Here is a 19,751-nt window from a genome sequence, read left to right as displayed (position 1 = left end):
AATTATTTTTTCTCTGCTGGTTTAGCTTTCTTATCAGCTGGTGTGTGTCCAAAAAAAGTTCTTGTTGGAGCAAACTCTCCTAATTTATGACCCACCATATCCTCTGAAACTGTTATTGGTATAAATTTCTTACCGTTATATATTTGAAAAGCTACCCCTACAAAATCTGGAAGAATAGTAGATTTTCTAGACCATGTTTTAATTGGAATTTTCTTCGGATCATCTTTGTACTTGTCTACTTTTTTCATCAAGCTATCTTCAACAAATGGTCCTTTCCATACAGCTCTAGCCATTACTTAGTATCCTTCCTTTTATTTCTTCTCTTCACTATAAATTTATCTGTTCTCTTATTATCTCTAGTTTTTAAACCTTTTGCTGATTGTCCTGTTGGAGACACCGGATGTCTTCCTCCAGCTGACTTACCTTCACCACCTCCATGTGGGTGATCTACTGGGTTTTTAACAACACCTCTAGTATGAGGTCTTCTTCCCAACCATCTTGATCTACCAGCTTTACCAATTTTAATATTTTTTTGATCAGGATTACTTAATATTCCAATAGTAGCCAAAGCCCTTGAGTCTATTTTACGTACTTCCCCTGATGCTAATTTAATTAAACTATAATTTCCATCTAATCCACTAATCGTTACTGAAGAACCAGCAGCTCTAGCTATTTTACCACCGCCACCTGGTTGAATTTCAACGTTATGAATATTGATACCAACTGGTATATCTTGTAGTGGCATACAATTTCCAATTTTAATTTCTTTTTTTGATCCACTCTCAATTTTATCTCCAACTTTAATATTTTGAGGAGCTAAAAAATACGAATGTGTTCCATCTTCAAATTTAACCAACATTATGTAGCAAGATCTATTCGGATCGTATTCTATTCTTTCAACAGTAGCCTCCATGTCAAATTTTTTTCTATAAAAGTCAACATGTCTATACATTTTCTTATGACCGCCTGCTCTGTTAATTGAAGTGATGTGTCCATTATTATTTCTACCCTTCATAGCATTTTTTGGGGAAACAAGAGTTTTAAAAGGTTTACCTTTCCATAGACCTGTTCTATCTACTAAAATAGTACCTCTGGTAGATTTTGTGTATGGTTTAAAAGTTTTTAGTGCCATTTCTTAAATTCCTGTTGTTAGATCAATACTTTGACCTTTTTTTAGAGTTATAATTGCTTTTTTGTATCCCGAAACTTTCACTTTTTTACCTCTAGTGAGTTTAGTTCTATTTTGTTTATTGATGATGTTAATTTTAGTGACATTAACTTTAAAAATTTTTTCAATATTTTTTTTTAGGTTTTTTTTATTTGCACCATCAGGAACCTTAAAAGTAATTTTATTCAATTCTGATAGGTTTGTTGATTTCTCAGTAACAACTGGAAAAAGAATTTTGTCGTATAAATGAATTTTATCCATATTAAGAATACCTTTTCTCCAATTCTTTTACTGAACTTTCAGTAAAAACTACTTTCTTAAATTTTATAATATCGTAAGCGCTAAAATGATTTACGTCAGTAACTTTTACGTTTGGAATATTTCTTACAGATTTTTCTATCTTATCTTTAGAATTTTTATCAAGTATAATTAATGAATTAGAAATCTCTAGTTTATTAATTATTGAATTCATTTCTTTTGTTTTTTTAATTTCAGAATTAAAATCATTTAAAATTAATAAATTCTTATTATTATTTTTTTCAGTAATTAAAGAAGCAACACTTTGTTTCTTTTCATTTTTATTTAACTTTCTTTTTTTGTAAGCTAATTCACCTTTTGGACCGTGAGCTATACCACCACCAACAAAAATAGGAGCTTTTCTACTAGCGTGTCGTGCTCCACCAGTTCCTTTTTGTGCATAAATTTTTGATGTTGGACCTTTTACTTCATTTTGTTGTTTAGTTTTAGCGTGTCTACCTTTGTAGTTGGCATTTGTTTTATATAAAACACTAGCAACTAACTTTTGATTAATTTTTGCAGAAAATATTTTATCTAACACTTCAATAGTATCTTTTTTTCCGTCTATGCTAATTTTATCTAATTTCATTATTTTTTCTTCTTATCTGGTTTTTTTTTTGCTTCCTCGGCAGCAGCTAATTTTTCACTGATTGTCATTTTATTTATATTTTTGACAGATCTTTTAACCATCACTTCAGCATTTTTTGATCCTGGAATGGATCCCTTTAAATAAAGTAACTCATTTTCTAAATCTGTTTTTATTATTTCGATATTTTGCATGGTTCTTAACTTATCACCCATATGACCAGCCATTTTTTTTCCTTTAAAAACTTTACCTGGATCTTGACTATGTCCTGTTGAACCATGAGCTCTATGAGAAATAGAAACACCATGACTGGCTCTTAAGCCTCCAAAATTATGTCTCTTCATTGCACCAGCAAAACCTTTACCAATCGTTTTTGATCTTGTGTCTACAAATTTTATATCTTTGAAAATTTCTAAACCAAATTCATTTCCTTCTTTGTAAGCAGAAGTATCGTTTACTCTAAATTCTTTTAATTTTTTCTTAGCTTCAGTGTTTTTCTTTGCAAAAACACCTTTCATTGCTTTTGTTAATTTTGAATTTTTAATTTTTCCATATCCAAGTTGAACAGCTTTGTAACCTCTTTTTTCTTCTTCAATTACTTGAATAACTCTAGCTTTTTCAACTTTAAGAACTGTAACAGGCACCAACTGACCAGATTTATAAAATTCTCTAGTCATGCCAATTTTCTTACCTAATAAAGCTATCTCGCTCATAATTAAATTTTTATCTCCACATCTACACCTGAAGCTAGGTCTAATTTCATTAAAGCTTCTACTGTTTGTGGTGTTGGTTCTATAATATCTATTAATCTTTTGTGAGTTCTAGACTCAAATTGCTCTCTACTTTTTTTATCAATGTGTGGAGATCTTAAAACTGTATATCTTTCAATTCTAGTAGGAAGTGGTATTGGACCTTTTATAGTAGCTCCAGTTCGTTTAACTGTATTAACTATTTCTTCGGTAGAAGCATCCAAAACTTTATTATCGTATGCTCTTAGTTTAATTCTAATATTTTGTTTTTCCATTAACCTGCTACCTTTTTAGTTACTTCATCTTGAACGTTTTGTGGAACTTTAGAATAATGATCAAAGAACATTGAATATTGCGCTCTTCCTTGAGACATTGATCTTAGATTGTTTATGTAGCCAAACATATTTGCTAAAGGAACCATTGCCGTGATTACAGTTGCATTACCTCTTTGCTCTTGAGTGCTAATTTGGCCTCTTCTACTGTTTAGATCACCAATTACATCACCCATATAATCTTCTGGAGTAACAACTTCCACTCTCATAATGGGCTCTAAAAGCTTTAATCCACCTTGAGTGCAAGCTTCTTTAAAACATGCTCTGCTGGCAAGTTCAAATGCTAGAACACTTGAGTCTACATCATGATGCAAACCATCAACAATCGTTACTTTGTAATCAATCATAGGAAAACCTGCTAATATTCCACTATCAGATACTGTCTCAATACCTTTTTCAACACCTGGGATAAATTCTTTTGGAATAGCTCCACCTTTAATGGCACTTTCAACCTCTCTACCCTTACCTGGTTCTTGAGGTTCAACAAATAATTTTACTTTAGCGAATTGACCAGCGCCACCACTTTGTTTTTTATGTATATATTCAAATTCAGCTGATTTTTCTATTGTCTCCCTGTAAGCAACTTGTGGAGCTCCAACATTTGCTTCAACTTTAAATTCTCTTTTCATACGATCAACAATAATATCTAAGTGTAACTCACCCATACCTTTGATGATTGTTTGACCAGATTCCTCGTCAGATGATACTCTAAATGATGGATCTTCTTTAGCTAATCTTGCTAAAGCTTCACCCATTTTTTCTTGGTCACCTTTTGTTTTAGGCTCAACAGCAATTTCAATTACTGGTTCAGGGAATTCCATTGGCTCTAATAAAACAGGACTTTCTTTGTCACACAAAGTATGACCTGTCATAGTATTTTTTAAACCTGCCAAAGAAACAATATCACCTGCATTTGCTTCTTTAATATCTTCTCTAGAGTTTGCATGCATTAAAAGCATACGACCAACTCTTTCTTCTTTATCCGATGAAGAATTGTACACAGCTGTACCAGATTTAATTGTACCAGAATAAATTCTAACAAATGTTAATGAACCAACAAAAGGATCATTTGCAACTTTAAATGCTAAACCTGAAAAAGATGATCCATCCTCAAACTTCATTTCAATTTCATCATCTGAACCAACTTTAGTTCCCTTAATAGACCCAATATCTACTGGACTTGGAAGGTAATTAATAACAGCATCTAATAAAGGTTGAACACCTTTATTTTTAAAAGCTGAACCAGTTAAAACAGGAACAAAGCTAAAATTTAAAGTTCCTTTTCTGATACATTTAACTAAATCTTCCTCTTTAATTTCATCGCCGTTTAAATACGCTTCCATTAACTTTTCGTCTTGCTCAACTGCAGACTCAATTAGTTCGGTTCTGTATTTTTCTGAAATTTCTTTTAAATCATCAGGTATATCTTTATATTCCCACTCTGCGCCTAGTGCTTCATTTTTCCATACTTGGGCTTTCATTTTAACTAGATCAACAACACCAGTTAATGAAGCTTCAATTCCAATAGGTACTTGTAAAACTAATGGTTTAGCACCCAATCTATCTCTGATCATATCAACACATCTAAAGAAATCAGCACCAGTTCTATCGAGTTTATTTACAAAACAAATTCTCGGAACTTTGTATTTGTCTGCCTGTCTCCATACTGTCTCAGATTGAGGCTCTACACCAGCAACTCCATCAAATACAGCCACAGCACCATCTAGTACTTTTAAAGATCTTTCTACTTCAATTGTAAAATCGACGTGGCCTGGAGTATCAATTATATTAACTCTGTGGTCATTCCAGAAACAAGTTGTTGCTGCAGAAGTAATTGTGATACCTCTCTCTTGTTCTTGCTCCATCCAATCCATTGTTGCAGCACCATCATGTACTTCACCAATTTTATGACTTTTTCCTGTATAATATAAAATTCTTTCTGTAGTAGTTGTTTTACCAGCGTCTATGTGGGCCATGATCCCAATGTTTCTATATTTATCTAATGTATGAGTTCTAGCCATAATTTTTACCATCTAAAATGAGCAAATGCCTTATTAGACTCTGCCATTTTATGAACATCCTCTCGTTTTTTCACTGCAGCACCTTTTTTTTCATAAGCATCGTACAGTTCGTTAAAAATTTTATCTGCCATGTGTTTGTCTTTTCTTTTTCTAGCTGAATCAACTAACCATCTTATTGCAAGCGCTTGGGCTCTTTTACTTTTTACCTCAACAGGCACTTGGTAAGTTGCACCACCTACTCTTCGTGATCTAACTTCTACTGTTGGTTTGATATTGTTAATCGCTTCATTGAAAATATTTATAGGCTCGTCTTTAGTTTTTGTTTTAATTTTCTCTATTGCTTCATAAACTATTTTTGCAGCAATTCCTCTTTTACCATCATACATGATGTTATTTATTAATTTTGGAATTATAGTTGAATTAAATTTTGGATCAGGAACTACATTTTTTTTGGGTTGAGTTTTTTTTCTAGACATTATTTACCTTTTTTTGTTCCGTATAAAGATCTTCTCTGTTTTCTATTTGCAACACCTTGTGTATCTAAATTTCCTCTTAAGATATGATATCTAACACCAGGTAAATCTTTAACCCTTCCACCTCTAATTAGTACTACTGAGTGTTCTTGTAAGTTATGACCTTCGCCTGGAATATAAGCAGTTACTTCAAAACCGTTTGACAATCTAACTCTAGCAACTTTTCTTAATGCAGAGTTTGGTTTTTTTGGAGTGGTTGTATAAACTTTAACACAAACACCTCTTTTCAAAGGTTGCTTCTGTAAAGCAGGAACTTTGTTCCTAGAAACTTGTTTAACTCTTTTTTTTCTTAACAACTGATTAATAGTTGGCATAATTTTTTTTTAAAATTAATTAATTTATTTTTGAGATGAAAATAACTGACAGGTTATTTTGTGGCAGCGTTTAGTACCTCAAGAGCACTACATTCCAACCAAAAACATCGCCAAAATACTTATTAATCAGCTATTGTCAAACTAAAACTGCAATTTTTAGGTGATTTTTTTATTGATTTACTTGTGTTTCTTCAGGCTCAGAAGCTTCAAGTTTATCTTGTTCTGCTAAGAAGCTATTATCATCTTCTAAGGCCTTGTTGTTCCATCTGTTCTTGATATTGCCCGTTCCAGCAGGAACTAATCTTCCAACTATTACGTTCTCTTTTAAACCGTTTAATGGATCAACTTTCCCTTTAATTGCAGCATCTGTTAATACTCTTGTTGTCTCTTGGAATGATGCAGCAGAAATGAATGATTCTGTTTGAAGTGAAGCTTTAGTAATACCCATTAAAACTCTTTCTCCAACTGCAGGAGTTTTACCTTCAGCAACTAATTTTTCATTAGTATTATCAAACTTGATTCTATCAACCACTTCACCCGGTAAATAACTTGAATCTCCAGATACCTTAACTTCAACTTTCTTAAGCATTTGTCTTAAAATTGTTTCAATATGTTTATCGTTAATAATTACACCTTGTAATCGATATACTTCTTGAACTTGATTAACAAAATATTCTGTTAATTCTTTAATGCCTAAAATTCTTAAAATATCATGCGGTAATGGCTGTCCATCTAAAAGATATTCACCTTTTTGAATTTTTTCACCGGGATTAAAGTTAATGTGTTTTCCTTTTGGAATTAAATAATTTGATGGTTCTGATCCGTCTTCAGGAACGATCGAAATTCTTTGCTTACCTCTTACTTCTTTTCCAAAAACAACGCTTCCATCATTTTCAGCAATAATAGCACTGTCCTTAGCTTTTCTAGCTTCGAAAAGTTCAGCTACTCTTGGAAGACCTCCGGTAATATCTTTAGTTTTTGTTGTTTCTTTAGGCAATCTTGCAATAACATCACCAGCATAAACTTTTTGACCATCCTTAATTGATAAAATTGAATCTGGAACTAAGTAATATCTAGCTTCATTGTCATCAGCTTTTTTAATTACATTTCCTTTTTCATCTCTTAAAGTAATCCTTGGTTTTAAATCTGTACTCTTAGATTGACCTCTCCAATCAATCACAGATTTTGATGAAATACCAGTTGCATCATCAGTAGTTTCTTGAATTGAAACACCATCTATCAAATCAACATAACTTGCAATACCACTCTTTTCAGCAATAACTGGAGTTGTATATGGATCCCACTCACAAATTTTTGTATTTGCTTTAACTTTATCTCCATTATTAAAAAATAATCTTGATCCATAAGCAACTTTATATACTGCTATTTGAACTCCTTTATCATCCTCAATAGAAAGTTGAGTATTTCTTCCCATAACAATTAAATTCTTTTTAGAATCTTCTAGAATATTTGAGTTAATAATTTTTAATGTTCCATCGCTTTTGCTGATAATTTGGTTATCTTGTTTAACAGAAGCTGTTCCCCCAACGTGGAATGTTCTCATCGTTAACTGCGTACCTGGTTCTCCAATTGATTGAGCTGAAATCATACCAATTGCTTCACCCACATGCACCATTTTACCTCTAGATAAATCTCTTCCGTAACAAGTAGCACAAACACCCTCTTTAGAACTACAAGTCATTACTGAATAAACTTTTATAGATTTAACACCTGCTGCATCAATTTTATCACAGCCTGCCTCGTCAATCATTTCAGACTTTTTGATTATTACCTCACCACTTAGAGGATTTTTCACTTCAGCAGCTGTAACTCTACCTAGTGCTCTTTCAGCCAAACTAACAACTACATTACCACCCTCTAAGATCTCTGATAGTTCAATAAAACCTGGTTCTTCACATTTAATTTTTGTTACTGTTAAATCTTGAGCAACATCACACAATCTTCTTGTTAAATAACCAGAGCTTGCTGTTTTAAGCGCGGTATCTGCTAATCCTTTTCTTGCTCCGTGTGTAGAATTAAAATACTCTAAAGCTGTTAAACCTTCTTTAAAGTTAGAGATAATTGGACTTTCAATAATTTCACCTGAAGGCTTTGCAATTAATCCTCTCATACCAGCTAATTGTTTCATTTGCGCTGCTGAACCTCTAGCACCGCTATCAGCCATCATAAATACTGAATTTATTTTTAAACCCTCTTCAGTTTTTTCAGTTGCAGAAATTCTTTTCATCATTTCACCCGCAACTTTATCAGTACATTTGGACCATGCGTCGACAACCTTGTTGTACTTCTCGCCTCTTGTAATCAAACCTTCGGCATATTGAGTTTCATAATCTGCAATTAATTTTTTAGTATCATCAATTAATTGAGTTTTATTTTCAGGAATAATTAAATCATCTTTTCCAAACGAAATTCCTGCTTTAAATGCATGTTTAAATCCTAAATCTTTAAGTTTATCACAGAAAATAACTGTAGTTTTCTGACCACAGAATCTAAAAACAACATCAATTATTTCGGAAACAACTTTTTTTGGTAGCAATCTATCAACTAATGAAAATTTAATATTGCTATTTTTTGGTAATAGGTTGGCTAATAAAAATCTTCCTGCAGTTGATGTGTATTTTTCAATCTTCTTATTTCCTTGTTCATCAACAGTTTCATATCTTGAAATAATAGTGCTATGAACGTTAATTTCACCTGAAGATAATGCAAACTCTATTTGATCAGAATTAGTAAAGTATCCAGATGGTTTATCCGATACTGGTTCCTGAGAAAGATAATATATTCCTAAAATCATATCCTGACTTGGAACGATTATTGGTTTACCATTTGAAGGAGATAAAATGTTGTTTGTTGATAGCATTAATATTCTTGCTTCCAACTGAGCTTCCAAACTTAAAGGTACATGAACAGCCATTTGGTCACCATCAAAATCAGCATTAAAAGCTGCACAAGTCAAAGGGTGTAGCTCAATTGCATCACCTTCAATTAATTTTGGTTCAAAAGCTTGAACACCAAGTCTATGAAGTGTTGGTGCTCTATTTAATAAAACAGGGTGCTCTCTTACGATTAACTCTAGTGCATCCCATACAGCATTAGTTTCTTTCTCTACTAATTTTTTAGCTTGTTTAATTGTAGATGCTAAACCTAATTTGTTTAATCTTGCGTATAAAAATGGTTTAAATAACTCCAAAGCCATTTTTTTTGGTAATCCACACTCATGTAATTTTAAATCTGGACCGACAACAATTACTGATCTTCCTGAGTAATCTACCCTTTTCCCTAATAAGTTTTGTCTAAATCTACCCTGCTTACCTTTAAGCATTTCTGCAAGAGATTTAAGTGGTCTTTTACCTGTTCCAGTAATAACACGACCTCTTCTTCCATTATCGAAAAGAGCATCAACAGATTCTTGAAGCATTCTTTTTTCATTTCTAACAATGATGTCTGGAGCTTTAAGATCCATTAGTCTTTTTAATCTATTATTTCTGTTAATAACTCTTCTATATAAATCGTTAAGATCTGAAGTAGCAAATCTACCACCATCTAGCGGAACCAATGGTCTTAATTCTGGTGGAATAACAGGAACCACAGTCATAATCATCCATTCTGGTTTTTGACCAGTTTCGATAAATGACTCTATTAATTTTAATCTCTTAATTGCTCTTTCTTCATTAACTTTAGATTTAGTCTCTTTAATAAAGCTAACAAGATTTTTTCTCTCTAATTCTAAGTCAAGATTTTTTAACATCTCAAGAACAGCTTCTGCTCCAATACCTGCAGTAAAACTTTCTTCTCCAAATTCATCTTGATATTTTGCTAATTCTTCTTCATTTAAAAGTTGGTTTTTTTGCAAACCAGTTAATCCCGGTTCGATTACTATAAAGTTTTCAAAATAAAGAACTCTCTCGATTTCTTTCAACTTCATATCTACTGCAAGTGCAATTCTACTTGGTAATGATTTCAAAAACCAAATATGTGCCACAGGAGTTGCGAGATTAATGTGGCCCATTCTCTCTCTTCTTACATTAGATTTTGTTACCTCAACGCCACATTTTTCACAAATAATACCTCTAAATTTCATTCGTTTATACTTTCCGCACAAACATTCATAATCTTTGATTGGTCCAAAAATTCTTGCGCAGAATAGACCATCTTTCTCTGGTCTAAATGTTCTATAATTTATAGTTTCTGGTTTTTTAATTTCACCAAATGTCCAAGATTTAATTTTCTCAGGACTAGCTAAAGAAATTTTAATACTATTGAAATTTTGCGCTTCTGAAATTTCGCTTCCTTTAAATAAATCAGTTAATTCTTTTTTCATTAATTAAGCTCCACATTTAATGCTAATGATTTAATTTCTTTAACTAAGACGTTAAATGACTCTGGAATACCAGACTCGAAATTCTCTTCACCTTTAACTATAGTTTCGTAAACTTTAACTCTTCCTGCAACATCATCAGATTTTACAGTCAAAATTTCTTGCAAAGTATAAGAAGCTCCGTAAGCTTCAAGAGCCCATACTTCCATTTCTCCAAATCTTTGACCACCTAATTGTGCTTTACCACCAAGAGGTTGTTGTGTAACCAAACTGTAAGGACCTGTAGATCTTGCATGAATTTTATCTTCAACTAAATGATGAAGTTTCAGCATATAAATTATTCCAACTGTAACTGGTCTGTCAAATTTTTCTCCAGTTCTTCCATCCCATAAATAAGTTTGTCCAGATCCTGGTAAGTTCGCTAACTCTAACATGTCAGTTACATTTTTCTCTTTAGCGCCATCAAAAACAGGAGTGGATATTGCAATCCCATTTTGTAAATTTTCACACAGGTCTTTAAATTCGTTCTTACTTAATTTGTCTACTTTTTCATTGAAAGTATCTTCTCCATAAACAGATTTTAAAAATTTTTCTATTTTTTCAGTTCTTTCAATCTTTTTATTATTTTCGTTAACTAAATTTTTAATCTGTTCACCAAATTCTTTACAAGCCCAACCAAGGTGAGTTTCTAAAATTTGACCTACATTCATCCTACTTGGAACACCTAGAGGGTTTAAAACAATATCAACTGGTCTACCATCTTCTCTGTATGGCATATCTTCAACTGGTACTATTTTACTAACGACGCCCTTATTACCATGTCGTCCTGACATTTTATCACCTGGTCTTAATCTTCTCTTAATGGCTACAAAAACTTTTACCATTTTCATAACACTTGGTAATAAATCATCACCACTTCTAATTTTTAAAACTTTATCTTCAAATCTTTCTGTAATGTCTTGTTTTGCTTTGTTGTATTGATCTTTAAGTTGTGCCAAAGTCGCTTCATCATTTACATTTCCAACTGTTATTTTAAATACATCATTTATAGATAGATTATTAATTGCATCAAAATCAAGTTTTGTTCCTTCAGATAAATCTTTTACTTTTTTAGTTAATGATGATCCTGATAAGATTTGTGAAGCTCTTTGTTTAATGCTTCTCTCTAAAATTTCTTCCTCTACTAATTTATCTTGCTGAACTTGTTCAATTTCAGCTCTTTCAATAGTTATTGATCTTTCGTCTTTTTCAATACCATGTCTGTTAAATACTCTTACATCGACAACTGTACCACTAGCACCTCGTGACATTCTCAAAGATGTATCAGTAACATCAATAGCTTTTTCTCCAAAAATTGATCTTAATAGTTTTTCTTCTGGTCCTGATGCTGAATCACCTTTTGGTGTAACTTTTCCAACTAAAATATCGCCAGCGTTTACTTCAGCTCCAATGTAAACTATTCCTGATTCATCAAGATTTTTTAAAGCTTCTTCGTTAACATTAGGAATATCTCTGGTAATTTCTTCTTCTCCAAGTTTTGTGTCTCTTGCCATTATTTCATATTCTTCAATATGTACTGAAGTAAATACATCGTCAGTTACACATCTTTCTGAAATCAAAATTGAGTCTTCAAAGTTGTAACCTTGCCATGGCATAAATGCTACTGTTACATTTTTTCCAAGTGCTAATTCACCTAATTTTGTTGAAGGACCATCTGCAATAATATCACCAGATTTAACTTTATCACCAACTCTAACTAGTGGTCTTTGGTTAATACACGTATTTTGGTTTGATCTTTTAAATTTTTGTAAATTATAAATATCTACACCTGATTCACTAAAATCAGTTTCTTCTGTTACTTTAATAACAATTCTCTTACCGTCAATTTTATCAACAACTCCATCTCTCTTAGCAACAATAGTTACACCAGAGTCTAAAGCCACATCACTTTCAATTCCAGTACCAACCAATGGAGATTCTGGTTTTAAAAGAGGAACTGCTTGTCTCATCATGTTTGAACCCATTAGAGCTCTGTTAGCATCATCATTTTCCAAGAAAGGTATTAAAGATGCTGCAACAGAAACAAGTTGTTTTGGTGAAACGTCGATATAATCAATTGCATCTGGTTTTGATAAGAGGAAGTTTAAATTTTGTCTGCAAGAAACAAGTTCCTCAACTATCTTTCCATTTTTATCTAACTTTGTATTTGCTTGAGCAATTGTAAATTTGGTTTCTTCCATTGCAGATAAATACTCAACTTTATCTTGCACAACCCCATCTTTTACTTTTTTATATGGGCTTTCAATAAAGCCATATTTATTTATTTTTGCATAAGTTGATAAACTATTTATCAAACCGATGTTTGGTCCCTCTGGAGTCTCAATTGGACAAATTCTTCCATAATGGGTTGGGTGAACGTCTCGAACTTCAAATCCTGCTCTTTCTCTAGTTAGTCCACCTGGTCCAAGAGCAGAAACTCTTCTTTTATGTGTAATTTCAGATAATGGGTTCGTTTGATCCATAAACTGTGAAAGTTGAGAGCTAGCAAAAAAATCTTTCAATGAAACAGTTAGTGGTTTTGCGTTAATTAAATCTTGTGGCATCGCAGACTCAACATCTAGAGTAGTCATTTTTTCTTTAATAGCCCTTTCCATTCTGTAAACACCAATTCTCGCTTGGTTTTCAACTAACTCACCTACAGAACGTACTCTTCTATTTCCTAAATGATCAATGTCATCAACATCATCCTTACCATCACGCAAATCTAACATTTTGTGAATAATTGCAATGATGTCATCATTTCTTAAGATCGTAATTTTATCAGAACACTCTTGGTTTAGTCTTGAATTCATTTTCACTCTACCAACATCAGATAGATCGTATCTGTCTGAGCTAAAGAAAAGATTGTTAAATATTTGATTGGCTATCTCTATTGTAGGTGGCTCTCCGGGTCTTAGCATTTTATATATTTCAGTTATAGCTTCATCTTTAGAGTTATTTTTGTCAGCTAAAACTGTTGTTAATAAATATGGTCCTTTATTTATGGAATTTGTTACGGATATTTGTAAAGAGTGAACATTTGCATCCAGTATTTGTTGAATAATTGTATCATTAAGTTCGGTACCAATTTTAAAAGTACCTTCTTCTTCATCACTTAATTTAATATCTCTATGTAAGAATTTTCCAAAAAGAGATTCTCTTGAAACTAAAATGTCTTTAAGTCCGTCATTAGCTAATTTTTTAGCATTTAAAAAATTAATTTTATCACCTAATTTGATTACTACTTCACCAGTTTTTGCATCAATTACTTCTTCAGAAAAATTTTTAGCCTTGTAATTCTCAGGGTTAAATTTAGTTTTCCATTTTTCTGTCTTAGGATCAAAAGTATATTGCTCACTATCATAAAACTCATCAACAATTTCTGATTTAGAAAAACCTAAAGCTAAAAGTAACGTTGAAGCAAATATTTTTTTCTTTCTATCAATTTTAAAATATAAAAAATCTTTAACATCATATTCAAAATCTAACCATGATCCCCTGTTAGGTATTACTCTACAATTAAATAATAATTTTCCACTTGCATGAGTTTTTCCTTTATCATGGTCAAAGAAAACTCCTGGACTTCTATGCATTTGGTTTACAACAACACGTTGAACACCATTGGTAATAAACGTTCCACTATTAGTCATCATAGGTACTTCACCCATGTAAACTTCTTGTTCTTTTGCTGATAAAATATCTTTAGTATTGTTTTCTTGATCTATTTCGTAAACAACTAATCTTAAAGTACATTTAAGAGCTGAAGAATAAGTTAGACCTCTTGTTATACATTCTTCAACATCAAATTTAGGTTTTTCTAACCTGTATGAAACATATTCAAGAGTTGCTTTGTCATTTAAATCTTCAATTGGAAAAATACTTTTAAAAACTCTATCAAAACCTTTTGTTAATTCGGTTTCAGCATAGAATTCGGTTAATTCTTTGTAAGAATTTTTTTGAACTTCAATAAGATTTGGAATTGATAAGCTTTCTTTTAGTTTACCAAAACTTTTTCTAATGTTTTTCTTTTCAGTAAAAGATAATTGCATCTATATTTATTAATACTGATTAAAAATAATCAGTATTTGAATTCTTTCTAATTAATTTATTTAAGTTCTACTTTTGCGCCAGCAGCTTCTAACTTAGCTTTGATCTCTTCGGCATCTTTTTTGTTAACACCAGATTTAACTTCTTTTGGTGCTCCCTCTACAAGATCTTTTGCTTCTTTTAAACCTAATGAAGTAGCTGCTCTTACTTCTTTGATAACATTAATTTTTTTATCACCTGCAGAAACTAACATGATAGTGAAATCATCTTTTTCTTCTGCTGGAGCTGCACCACCTGCTGCTGCTGGAGCTGCTGCTGCCATTGGAGTTACACCCCATTTTTCTTCTAACTGTTTTGAAAGTTCGGCTGCTTCAGCGACAGTCAAACTTGATAAGTCTTCAATAATTTTATTTAGGTCAGGCATATTTTTCTACTCTTTGGGTTGTGTTTCAGAATTTTCTGCGGACAAACTACTCATTTTTTCCGAATGTGCAAGCAAAATACTAATTAATTTTGAGGCTGGAGCGTTTAAAATTCCTACAATATTAGCTCTTGCTTCATCAAGTGTAGGTAAACTAGCAACATTTTGGACACCGGCCTGATCCAGGACCTCATCATCCATTATTCCGCCAATTAATTTGAGATTTTCATTATCTTTAGCAAATTTGGATAAGATCCTTGCAGACATTATAGCATCTTCACCAAATGCAACCGCTGTTGGACCTGTGAAAAGATTGGATAAATCTTTACACTTAGTTTTTTCTAATGCTAATTTTGTGATTCTGTTTTTAGTGATCTTAAAGACGATACCATGCTCTCTCATTTTTGCTCTTAAATCATCTAATTGAGTCATTGTTAAGCCTTGATAGTGTGTAACCATCACAGCTTTACTACTCTCAAATTTAGAAGTCATTTCTTCAATATAATTTTTCTTTTGTTCTTTATTCATCATAACTATATCGATTTCCCTAATTTAACTTTATAAGACACACCCATTGTAGATGTTGCAAATACACCTCTTATTAAATCACCCTTTAAAGTGTTGTTTGTTTTTTCTTTTTCAAGCGCATCTATAATTGCATTATAGTTTTTTATTAATTGATCATCAGAAAAAGATTTTTTTCCAATGCTTACACCAATATTTCCATCTTTATCATTTCTTATTTCAACTTGACCTGATTTAGCATTAGTTACTGCTTCTTTAATATTTTCTGATACAGAACCTAGTTTAGGATTTGGCATTAAACCTTTAGGTCCTAAAACTTTTCCTAATTTAGAAAGTTTAATCATCATTCCTGGTGTACAAATCAATTTTTCAAAGTCTAATTCACCAGCTTTAATTTTATCCACAAATTCATCTCCACCAACAATATCTGCTCCAGCATCTTTGGCCTCTTGTGCTTTATTATCTTCACAAACTACTGCAACCTTAACTGTTTTACCTGTTCCTCCTGGTAAATTAACTACTGTTCTAATATTTACTTCACTCTTTTTTTGTTTGTTATTTATTTGGAAACTCAAGTCTAAAGACTCATCAAACTTAGTAGTACAATTTTTTTTTAACTCAGATAACAAATTCTCAATAGTATCTGAGTTTAAGTCTTTAGTATTTTCAGGTAATTTTTTATATCTTTTTGATGCCATTATTCTTTTACCTCAATTCCCATTGATCTTGCAGATCCTGCTATAATTTTAATTGCCTCTTCAATGTCATGTGCATTTAAATCGTTCATTTTTTCTTTTGCAATATTTGCTAATTGTTGTTTTGAAATTGATGCAACTATATTTCTACCTGGCTCTTTTGAACCACCTTTTAGTTTAACTGCTTCTTTAATATAGAAAGACGCTGGGGGAGATTTAATTTTAAAATCAAATTTTTTATCTTTATAAACCGTTATCTCAACAGGTACAGGTTTGCCCGCCATTGATTTCGTTTTATCATTAAAGGCTTTACAGAATTCCATGATGTTTACACCACGTTGACCTAATGCAGGTCCAACAGGTGGAGCTGGGTTTGCTTGTCCACCTTTAATTTGTAATTTTATAAATCCACTAATCTCTTTTGCCATTAACTTACCTTTTCAACTTGATTATATTCTAAATCTACAGGTGTTGGACGACCAAATATAGAAACTGACACCTTAAGTCTAGCTTTTTCTTCATCAATTTCCTCAATCATACCTGTAAATGAAGCAAATGGACCATCAACAACCTGAATTTTTTCTCCAACACTATACTCAATACCAGATTTTGGCTGAGCAACACCGTCTTTAATTTGACCTAAAATTTTCTCTACTTCCTTGTCAGATACTGGCACAGGAATACCTTTGCTTCCTAAAAATCCACTAACTCTCTTTATATTTTTAATCATATGGTAAATATTGTTATCCATTTCACTTTTAATTAAAACATATCCAGGGAAGTACTTTTTTTTTCTTTGAATTCTTTTACCTCTTTTAACCTCAGTAACATCATGAGTGGGTACAATTATTTCCTCAAATTTTTCACTTATTTTAGCCTTATCCGCCTCTTCTTTTATTAGTGAAGCAACTTTATTCTCAAAACTGGAGTGTGATTGAACAATGTACCAATTTTTCATTAAATACTTACCTTAAGTAATAATTCTAGGAAAAATTTTAAAACCTGATCTAATAAAAGAAAAAATAAAGACATTACAACCGCCATAACGAATACCATTAAAGCACCTTGCAATGTTTCTTTCCAAGTAGGCCAAGTAACTTTAAAAGCCTCTTGTTTTACTTCTTGTATAAATTTAATCGGGTTCTTCATAATTCTTAAGCTCAAATTGGCAGGAGCGGAGGGACTCGAACCCTCAGCCTCCGGTTTTGGAGACCGGCGCTCTACCAATTGAGCTACACTCCTATTTATAGAGTTACTCTATAATTTTAGTTACTACTCCTGCTCCAACAGTTCTACCACCTTCTCTAATAGCAAAATTTAACTTTTCTGCCATTGCAATAGGTGTAATCAGTTTAACAGTAAATTTAGCATCATCACCAGGCATGACCATTTCTGTACCTGCTGGTAATTCTACTTCTCCTGTTACGTCTGTTGTTCTAAAATAAAACTGCGGTCTATATTTTGTAAAGAAAGGAGTGTGTCTTCCACCCTCATCCTTTTTAAGAATATAGGCTTGAGCTTCAAATTTAGTATGAGGAGTTATTGATCCAGGCTTACAAAGAACTTGACCTCTTTCAATGTCAGTTCTCTCAATACCTCTCAATAAAATTCCTACGTTATCACCAGCTTCACCTGAGTCTAAAAGTTTTCTAAACATTTCTACTCCAGTACAAACTGATTTTTTTGTTTCTTTAATTCCAACGATTTCAACTTCCTCACCAGTTTTAATTACACCAGATTCTACTCTTCCAGTTGCAACTGTTCCTCTTCCTGAAATTGAAAATACGTCCTCAACTGGCATCAAGAATGGTTTGTCAACTTCTCTAGCTGGTTGCGGGATATGTTCGTCAACAGCTTTCATTAATTCTAAAATTGAATTTTTTCCAATTTCATCATCTCTTTTCTCAACTGCTGCTAAAGCTGAACCTTTAACGATTGGAGTTGTTTCTCCAGGATATTTATAAGAAGTTAAAAGTTCTCTAATTTCTTCTTCTACAAGTTCAATCATATCTTTATCATCAACTTGGTCTACTTTATTTAAGTAAACAACAATTGCTGGAATACCAACTTGTCTTCCTAAAAGAATATGTTCTCTTGTTTGTGGCATTGGTCCATCTGCAGCATTAACAACTAATATTGCTCCATCCATTTGTGCAGCACCAGTAATCATATTTTTTACATAGTCAGCGTGACCAGGGCAGTCTACGTGAGCATAGTGTCTTTTCTCAGTTTCATATTCAACGTGTGCTGTTGAAATTGTAATTCCTCTTTCTTTTTCCTCTGGAGCTTTATCGATTTGATCGTATGCTACAGCTGTTCCACCACCAGCTTCAGCTAATACATTTGTTATAGCTGCAGTAAGAGTTGTTTTACCATGGTCGACATGACCAATAGTCCCAATGTTACAGTGGGGTTTACTTCGTACGAATTTTTCTTTTGACATTTCTTTTTAACCTCAGTTTTTTTTTTGTTTCTTACTTTAATTTCTTGGAGCGGGTAAAGGGAATCGAACCCTTACATCCAGCTTGGAAGGCTAGCGTTCTACCATTGAACTACACCCGCACAACCCCAAGAGTAACACTCCATTGTTAATCAAAAATTCATTGAATGGTGGAGGGGGAAAGATTCGAACTTTCGAAGACCGAAGTCAACGGGTTTACAGCCCGCCCCATTTGACCGCTCTGGAACCCCTCCTTTGGGGAAGTGTCCCCTTGTTCAATAAAACTTCAAATAACAGGCGTTTTATATATTTTATTTATCCAAATGCAACACGTGATTTATTAAGAAAATCTCCTTAAAAACGTGTAAAATACTTGATAATTTTATGAATAAATCATCTTTTTTTATAGTGGGCCAACATGCGGTAATTGAAGCTTTAAGGAATCCAAATAGGAAGGTTTTAAGAGTATTTTTGACAGAGGACGCTAAAAAAAATATTCATAAAAAAAACCCAAATAAAAATCTTCTACAAGACCTAAAAGTTTATTTTAAATCAAAAAAAGAATTGGATAAATATTCATCAAAAGATCAATTAATGCATAATGGTTATGTTGCAGAAATTGAACATCTTGATTCACTAGATTTAAAAGAATTTATTAAAGAAAAAAAAAATTTAACATTTGTTTGTTTAGATGAGGTTACTGATCCAAGAAATATAGGCTCTTTGATTAGAAGTGCAGCTTCTTTTAATATTGATGGTTTGATAATTAAAGAACGACATTTTCCTAGAGATAGTAAATTAATGTATAAATCAGCAAGTGGATGTATGGAGCATGTTAATATATTTCAGGTATCCAATATTAATTCAACATTGAAAAATCTTAGAGAAAAAAACTTTTGGGTTTATGGTTTTGATTCAAAAGGTCAAAAAGATTTTACGGATGTTAAATGGGAAGGAAATAATATTTTGCTCTTTGGTTCAGAGGGATTTGGAATGAGGCACCAGACTGGAAAATATGTAGATTTTTTTGTCAAAATTGACATCAATAAAGAAATAGAAAGTTTGAACATATCAAATAGTGCTGCTATTGTATTTCATCATTTACACTTTCAAACAAAATTAAAATGAAAGTTTTCTATACTAATATTTTTTAGATATTAGTTAAAAATTATTAATTGCTTATAAGTCTTAATTACAAATATAATATATTTTATAATGATATATACTAAATTTTTAATAAAATTA

General features: G+C 32.2%; 19 protein-coding genes and 3 tRNA genes. 1 reads left to right on the top strand and 21 read right to left on the bottom strand.

Annotated features, from left to right (window positions below):
- Positions 1-2: 2 nt before the first annotated feature.
- The 21 genes from rpsS to ACTTAX_RS00865 form a co-directional block, all read right to left on the bottom strand.
- The gene (gene rpsS, locus ACTTAX_RS00965; protein ID WP_440692197.1) at positions 3-293 is read right to left on the bottom strand and encodes a 30S ribosomal protein S19; all 291 of its coding nucleotides are present in this window, start codon (positions 291-293) and stop codon (positions 3-5) included.
- Positions 293-1,132, bottom strand: a complete 840-nt coding sequence (gene rplB / locus ACTTAX_RS00960; protein ID WP_440692196.1) for a 50S ribosomal protein L2 — start codon at positions 1,130-1,132, stop codon at positions 293-295. Before rplB ends, rpsS begins: the two co-directional genes overlap by 1 nt.
- Positions 1,133-1,135: 3 nt before the next feature.
- Positions 1,136-1,429: a 50S ribosomal protein L23 gene (rplW, locus tag ACTTAX_RS00955; protein WP_262589101.1), complete on the bottom strand. Its 294-nt coding sequence runs from the start codon at positions 1,427-1,429 to the stop codon at positions 1,136-1,138.
- Between the two features lies 1 nt (position 1,430).
- Entirely contained in the window at positions 1,431-2,054 is a 624-nt protein-coding gene (rplD, locus tag ACTTAX_RS00950) for a 50S ribosomal protein L4 (RefSeq protein WP_262589100.1), read from the bottom strand.
- Positions 2,054-2,764 carry a 50S ribosomal protein L3 gene (gene rplC, locus ACTTAX_RS00945; protein ID WP_440692195.1) on the bottom strand — a complete coding sequence of 237 codons (711 nt, stop codon included), beginning with the start codon at positions 2,762-2,764 and terminating at the stop codon, positions 2,054-2,056. The genes rplD and rplC overlap by 1 nt, the downstream gene beginning before the upstream one ends.
- Before the next feature lie 2 nt (positions 2,765-2,766).
- On the bottom strand, positions 2,767-3,075 hold the full coding sequence (gene rpsJ / locus ACTTAX_RS00940; protein ID WP_023853699.1) for a 30S ribosomal protein S10: 309 nt from the start codon (positions 3,073-3,075) through the stop codon (positions 2,767-2,769).
- Complete coding sequence (gene fusA, locus ACTTAX_RS00935) at positions 3,075-5,153, bottom strand: elongation factor G (protein WP_440693741.1); 2,079 nt, start codon at positions 5,151-5,153, stop codon at positions 3,075-3,077. Before fusA ends, rpsJ begins: the two co-directional genes overlap by 1 nt.
- A gap of 5 nt (positions 5,154-5,158) precedes the next feature.
- Positions 5,159-5,629 carry a 30S ribosomal protein S7 gene (rpsG, locus tag ACTTAX_RS00930; protein ID WP_075506812.1) on the bottom strand — a complete coding sequence of 157 codons (471 nt, stop codon included), beginning with the start codon at positions 5,627-5,629 and terminating at the stop codon, positions 5,159-5,161.
- Complete coding sequence (gene rpsL / locus ACTTAX_RS00925) at positions 5,629-6,000, bottom strand: 30S ribosomal protein S12 (protein WP_075506813.1); 372 nt, start codon at positions 5,998-6,000, stop codon at positions 5,629-5,631. Before rpsL ends, rpsG begins: the two co-directional genes overlap by 1 nt.
- A gap of 169 nt (positions 6,001-6,169) precedes the next feature.
- Positions 6,170-10,342, bottom strand: coding sequence for a DNA-directed RNA polymerase subunit beta' (gene rpoC, locus ACTTAX_RS00920; RefSeq protein ID WP_440648603.1), 4,173 nt, complete (start codon positions 10,340-10,342; stop codon positions 6,170-6,172).
- The gene (rpoB, locus tag ACTTAX_RS00915) at positions 10,342-14,427 is read right to left on the bottom strand and encodes a DNA-directed RNA polymerase subunit beta (protein ID WP_440692194.1); all 4,086 of its coding nucleotides are present in this window, start codon (positions 14,425-14,427) and stop codon (positions 10,342-10,344) included. The genes rpoC and rpoB overlap by 1 nt, the downstream gene beginning before the upstream one ends.
- Before the next feature lie 56 nt (positions 14,428-14,483).
- Positions 14,484-14,849 carry a 50S ribosomal protein L7/L12 gene (gene rplL / locus ACTTAX_RS00910; RefSeq protein ID WP_262589092.1) on the bottom strand — a complete coding sequence of 122 codons (366 nt, stop codon included), beginning with the start codon at positions 14,847-14,849 and terminating at the stop codon, positions 14,484-14,486.
- 6 nt (positions 14,850-14,855) lie between these two features.
- Positions 14,856-15,374: a 50S ribosomal protein L10 gene (gene rplJ / locus ACTTAX_RS00905; protein ID WP_428081222.1), complete on the bottom strand. Its 519-nt coding sequence runs from the start codon at positions 15,372-15,374 to the stop codon at positions 14,856-14,858.
- A 5-nt stretch (positions 15,375-15,379) separates the two neighbouring features.
- Entirely contained in the window at positions 15,380-16,069 is a 690-nt protein-coding gene (rplA, locus tag ACTTAX_RS00900; RefSeq protein WP_440692193.1) for a 50S ribosomal protein L1, read from the bottom strand.
- On the bottom strand, positions 16,069-16,494 hold the full coding sequence (gene rplK, locus ACTTAX_RS00895; RefSeq protein WP_440692191.1) for a 50S ribosomal protein L11: 426 nt from the start codon (positions 16,492-16,494) through the stop codon (positions 16,069-16,071). The genes rplA and rplK overlap by 1 nt, the downstream gene beginning before the upstream one ends.
- A complete protein-coding gene (gene nusG, locus ACTTAX_RS00890; RefSeq protein ID WP_440680699.1) occupies positions 16,494-17,024 on the bottom strand; it encodes a transcription termination/antitermination protein NusG in 531 nt (176 codons plus the stop codon). Before nusG ends, rplK begins: the two co-directional genes overlap by 1 nt.
- Positions 17,024-17,215, bottom strand: coding sequence for a preprotein translocase subunit SecE (secE, locus tag ACTTAX_RS00885; RefSeq protein ID WP_262589088.1), 192 nt, complete (start codon positions 17,213-17,215; stop codon positions 17,024-17,026). The genes nusG and secE overlap by 1 nt, the downstream gene beginning before the upstream one ends.
- Positions 17,216-17,232: 17 nt before the next feature.
- Positions 17,233-17,308: transfer RNA gene (locus ACTTAX_RS00880), tRNA-Trp, on the bottom strand.
- A 10-nt stretch (positions 17,309-17,318) separates the two neighbouring features.
- Positions 17,319-18,509, bottom strand: coding sequence for an elongation factor Tu (tuf, locus tag ACTTAX_RS00875; protein WP_440634544.1), 1,191 nt, complete (start codon positions 18,507-18,509; stop codon positions 17,319-17,321).
- Positions 18,510-18,554: 45 nt separating this feature from the next.
- A tRNA-Gly gene (locus ACTTAX_RS00870) sits at positions 18,555-18,628 on the bottom strand.
- A 46-nt stretch (positions 18,629-18,674) separates the two neighbouring features.
- Positions 18,675-18,760, bottom strand: a tRNA-Tyr gene (locus ACTTAX_RS00865).
- A gap of 130 nt (positions 18,761-18,890) precedes the next feature.
- Here ACTTAX_RS00865 and rlmB point away from each other — a divergent pair.
- Entirely contained in the window at positions 18,891-19,634 is a 744-nt protein-coding gene (gene rlmB / locus ACTTAX_RS00860; RefSeq protein ID WP_440692189.1) for a 23S rRNA (guanosine(2251)-2'-O)-methyltransferase RlmB, read from the top strand.
- The last annotated feature ends 117 nt before the right edge of the window (positions 19,635-19,751 follow it).

It is taken from the genome of Candidatus Pelagibacter sp. HIMB1695 (genome assembly GCF_052047655.1).
Taxonomy (GTDB): domain Bacteria; phylum Pseudomonadota; class Alphaproteobacteria; order Pelagibacterales; family Pelagibacteraceae; genus Pelagibacter.
This window is presented reverse-complemented; position numbering and strand designations above follow the sequence as displayed.

Bases quoted from the DNA above. Each gene is read 5' to 3' on its own strand.
- rpsS (WP_440692197.1), bottom strand. From the start codon at position 293: ATGGCTAGAGCTGTATGGAAAGGACCATTTGTTGAAGATAGCTTGATG.
- rplA (WP_440692193.1), bottom strand. From the start codon at position 16,069: ATGGCATCAAAAAGATATAAAAAATTACCTGAAAATACTAAAGACTTA.
- rpoC (WP_440648603.1), bottom strand. From the start codon at position 10,342: ATGAAAAAAGAATTAACTGATTTATTTAAAGGAAGCGAAATTTCAGAA.
- tuf (WP_440634544.1), bottom strand. From the start codon at position 18,509: ATGTCAAAAGAAAAATTCGTACGAAGTAAACCCCACTGTAACATTGGG.
- rpsG (WP_075506812.1), bottom strand. From the start codon at position 5,629: ATGTCTAGAAAAAAAACTCAACCCAAAAAAAATGTAGTTCCTGATCCA.
- rplW (WP_262589101.1), bottom strand. From the start codon at position 1,429: ATGGATAAAATTCATTTATACGACAAAATTCTTTTTCCAGTTGTTACT.
- rpsL (WP_075506813.1), bottom strand. From the start codon at position 6,000: ATGCCAACTATTAATCAGTTGTTAAGAAAAAAAAGAGTTAAACAAGTT.
- secE (WP_262589088.1), bottom strand. From the start codon at position 17,215: ATGAAGAACCCGATTAAATTTATACAAGAAGTAAAACAAGAGGCTTTT.
- rplB (WP_440692196.1), bottom strand. From the start codon at position 1,132: ATGGCACTAAAAACTTTTAAACCATACACAAAATCTACCAGAGGTACT.
- rplC (WP_440692195.1), bottom strand. From the start codon at position 2,764: ATGAGCGAGATAGCTTTATTAGGTAAGAAAATTGGCATGACTAGAGAA.
- rplL (WP_262589092.1), bottom strand. From the start codon at position 14,849: ATGCCTGACCTAAATAAAATTATTGAAGACTTATCAAGTTTGACTGTC.
- rpsJ (WP_023853699.1), bottom strand. From the start codon at position 3,075: ATGGAAAAACAAAATATTAGAATTAAACTAAGAGCATACGATAATAAA.
- rplJ (WP_428081222.1), bottom strand. From the start codon at position 15,374: ATGAATAAAGAACAAAAGAAAAATTATATTGAAGAAATGACTTCTAAA.
- fusA (WP_440693741.1), bottom strand. From the start codon at position 5,153: ATGGCTAGAACTCATACATTAGATAAATATAGAAACATTGGGATCATG.
- rlmB (WP_440692189.1), top strand. From the start codon at position 18,891: ATGAATAAATCATCTTTTTTTATAGTGGGCCAACATGCGGTAATTGAA.
- nusG (WP_440680699.1), bottom strand. From the start codon at position 17,024: ATGAAAAATTGGTACATTGTTCAATCACACTCCAGTTTTGAGAATAAA.
- rpoB (WP_440692194.1), bottom strand. From the start codon at position 14,427: ATGCAATTATCTTTTACTGAAAAGAAAAACATTAGAAAAAGTTTTGGT.
- rplK (WP_440692191.1), bottom strand. From the start codon at position 16,494: ATGGCAAAAGAGATTAGTGGATTTATAAAATTACAAATTAAAGGTGGA.
- rplD (WP_262589100.1), bottom strand. From the start codon at position 2,054: ATGAAATTAGATAAAATTAGCATAGACGGAAAAAAAGATACTATTGAA.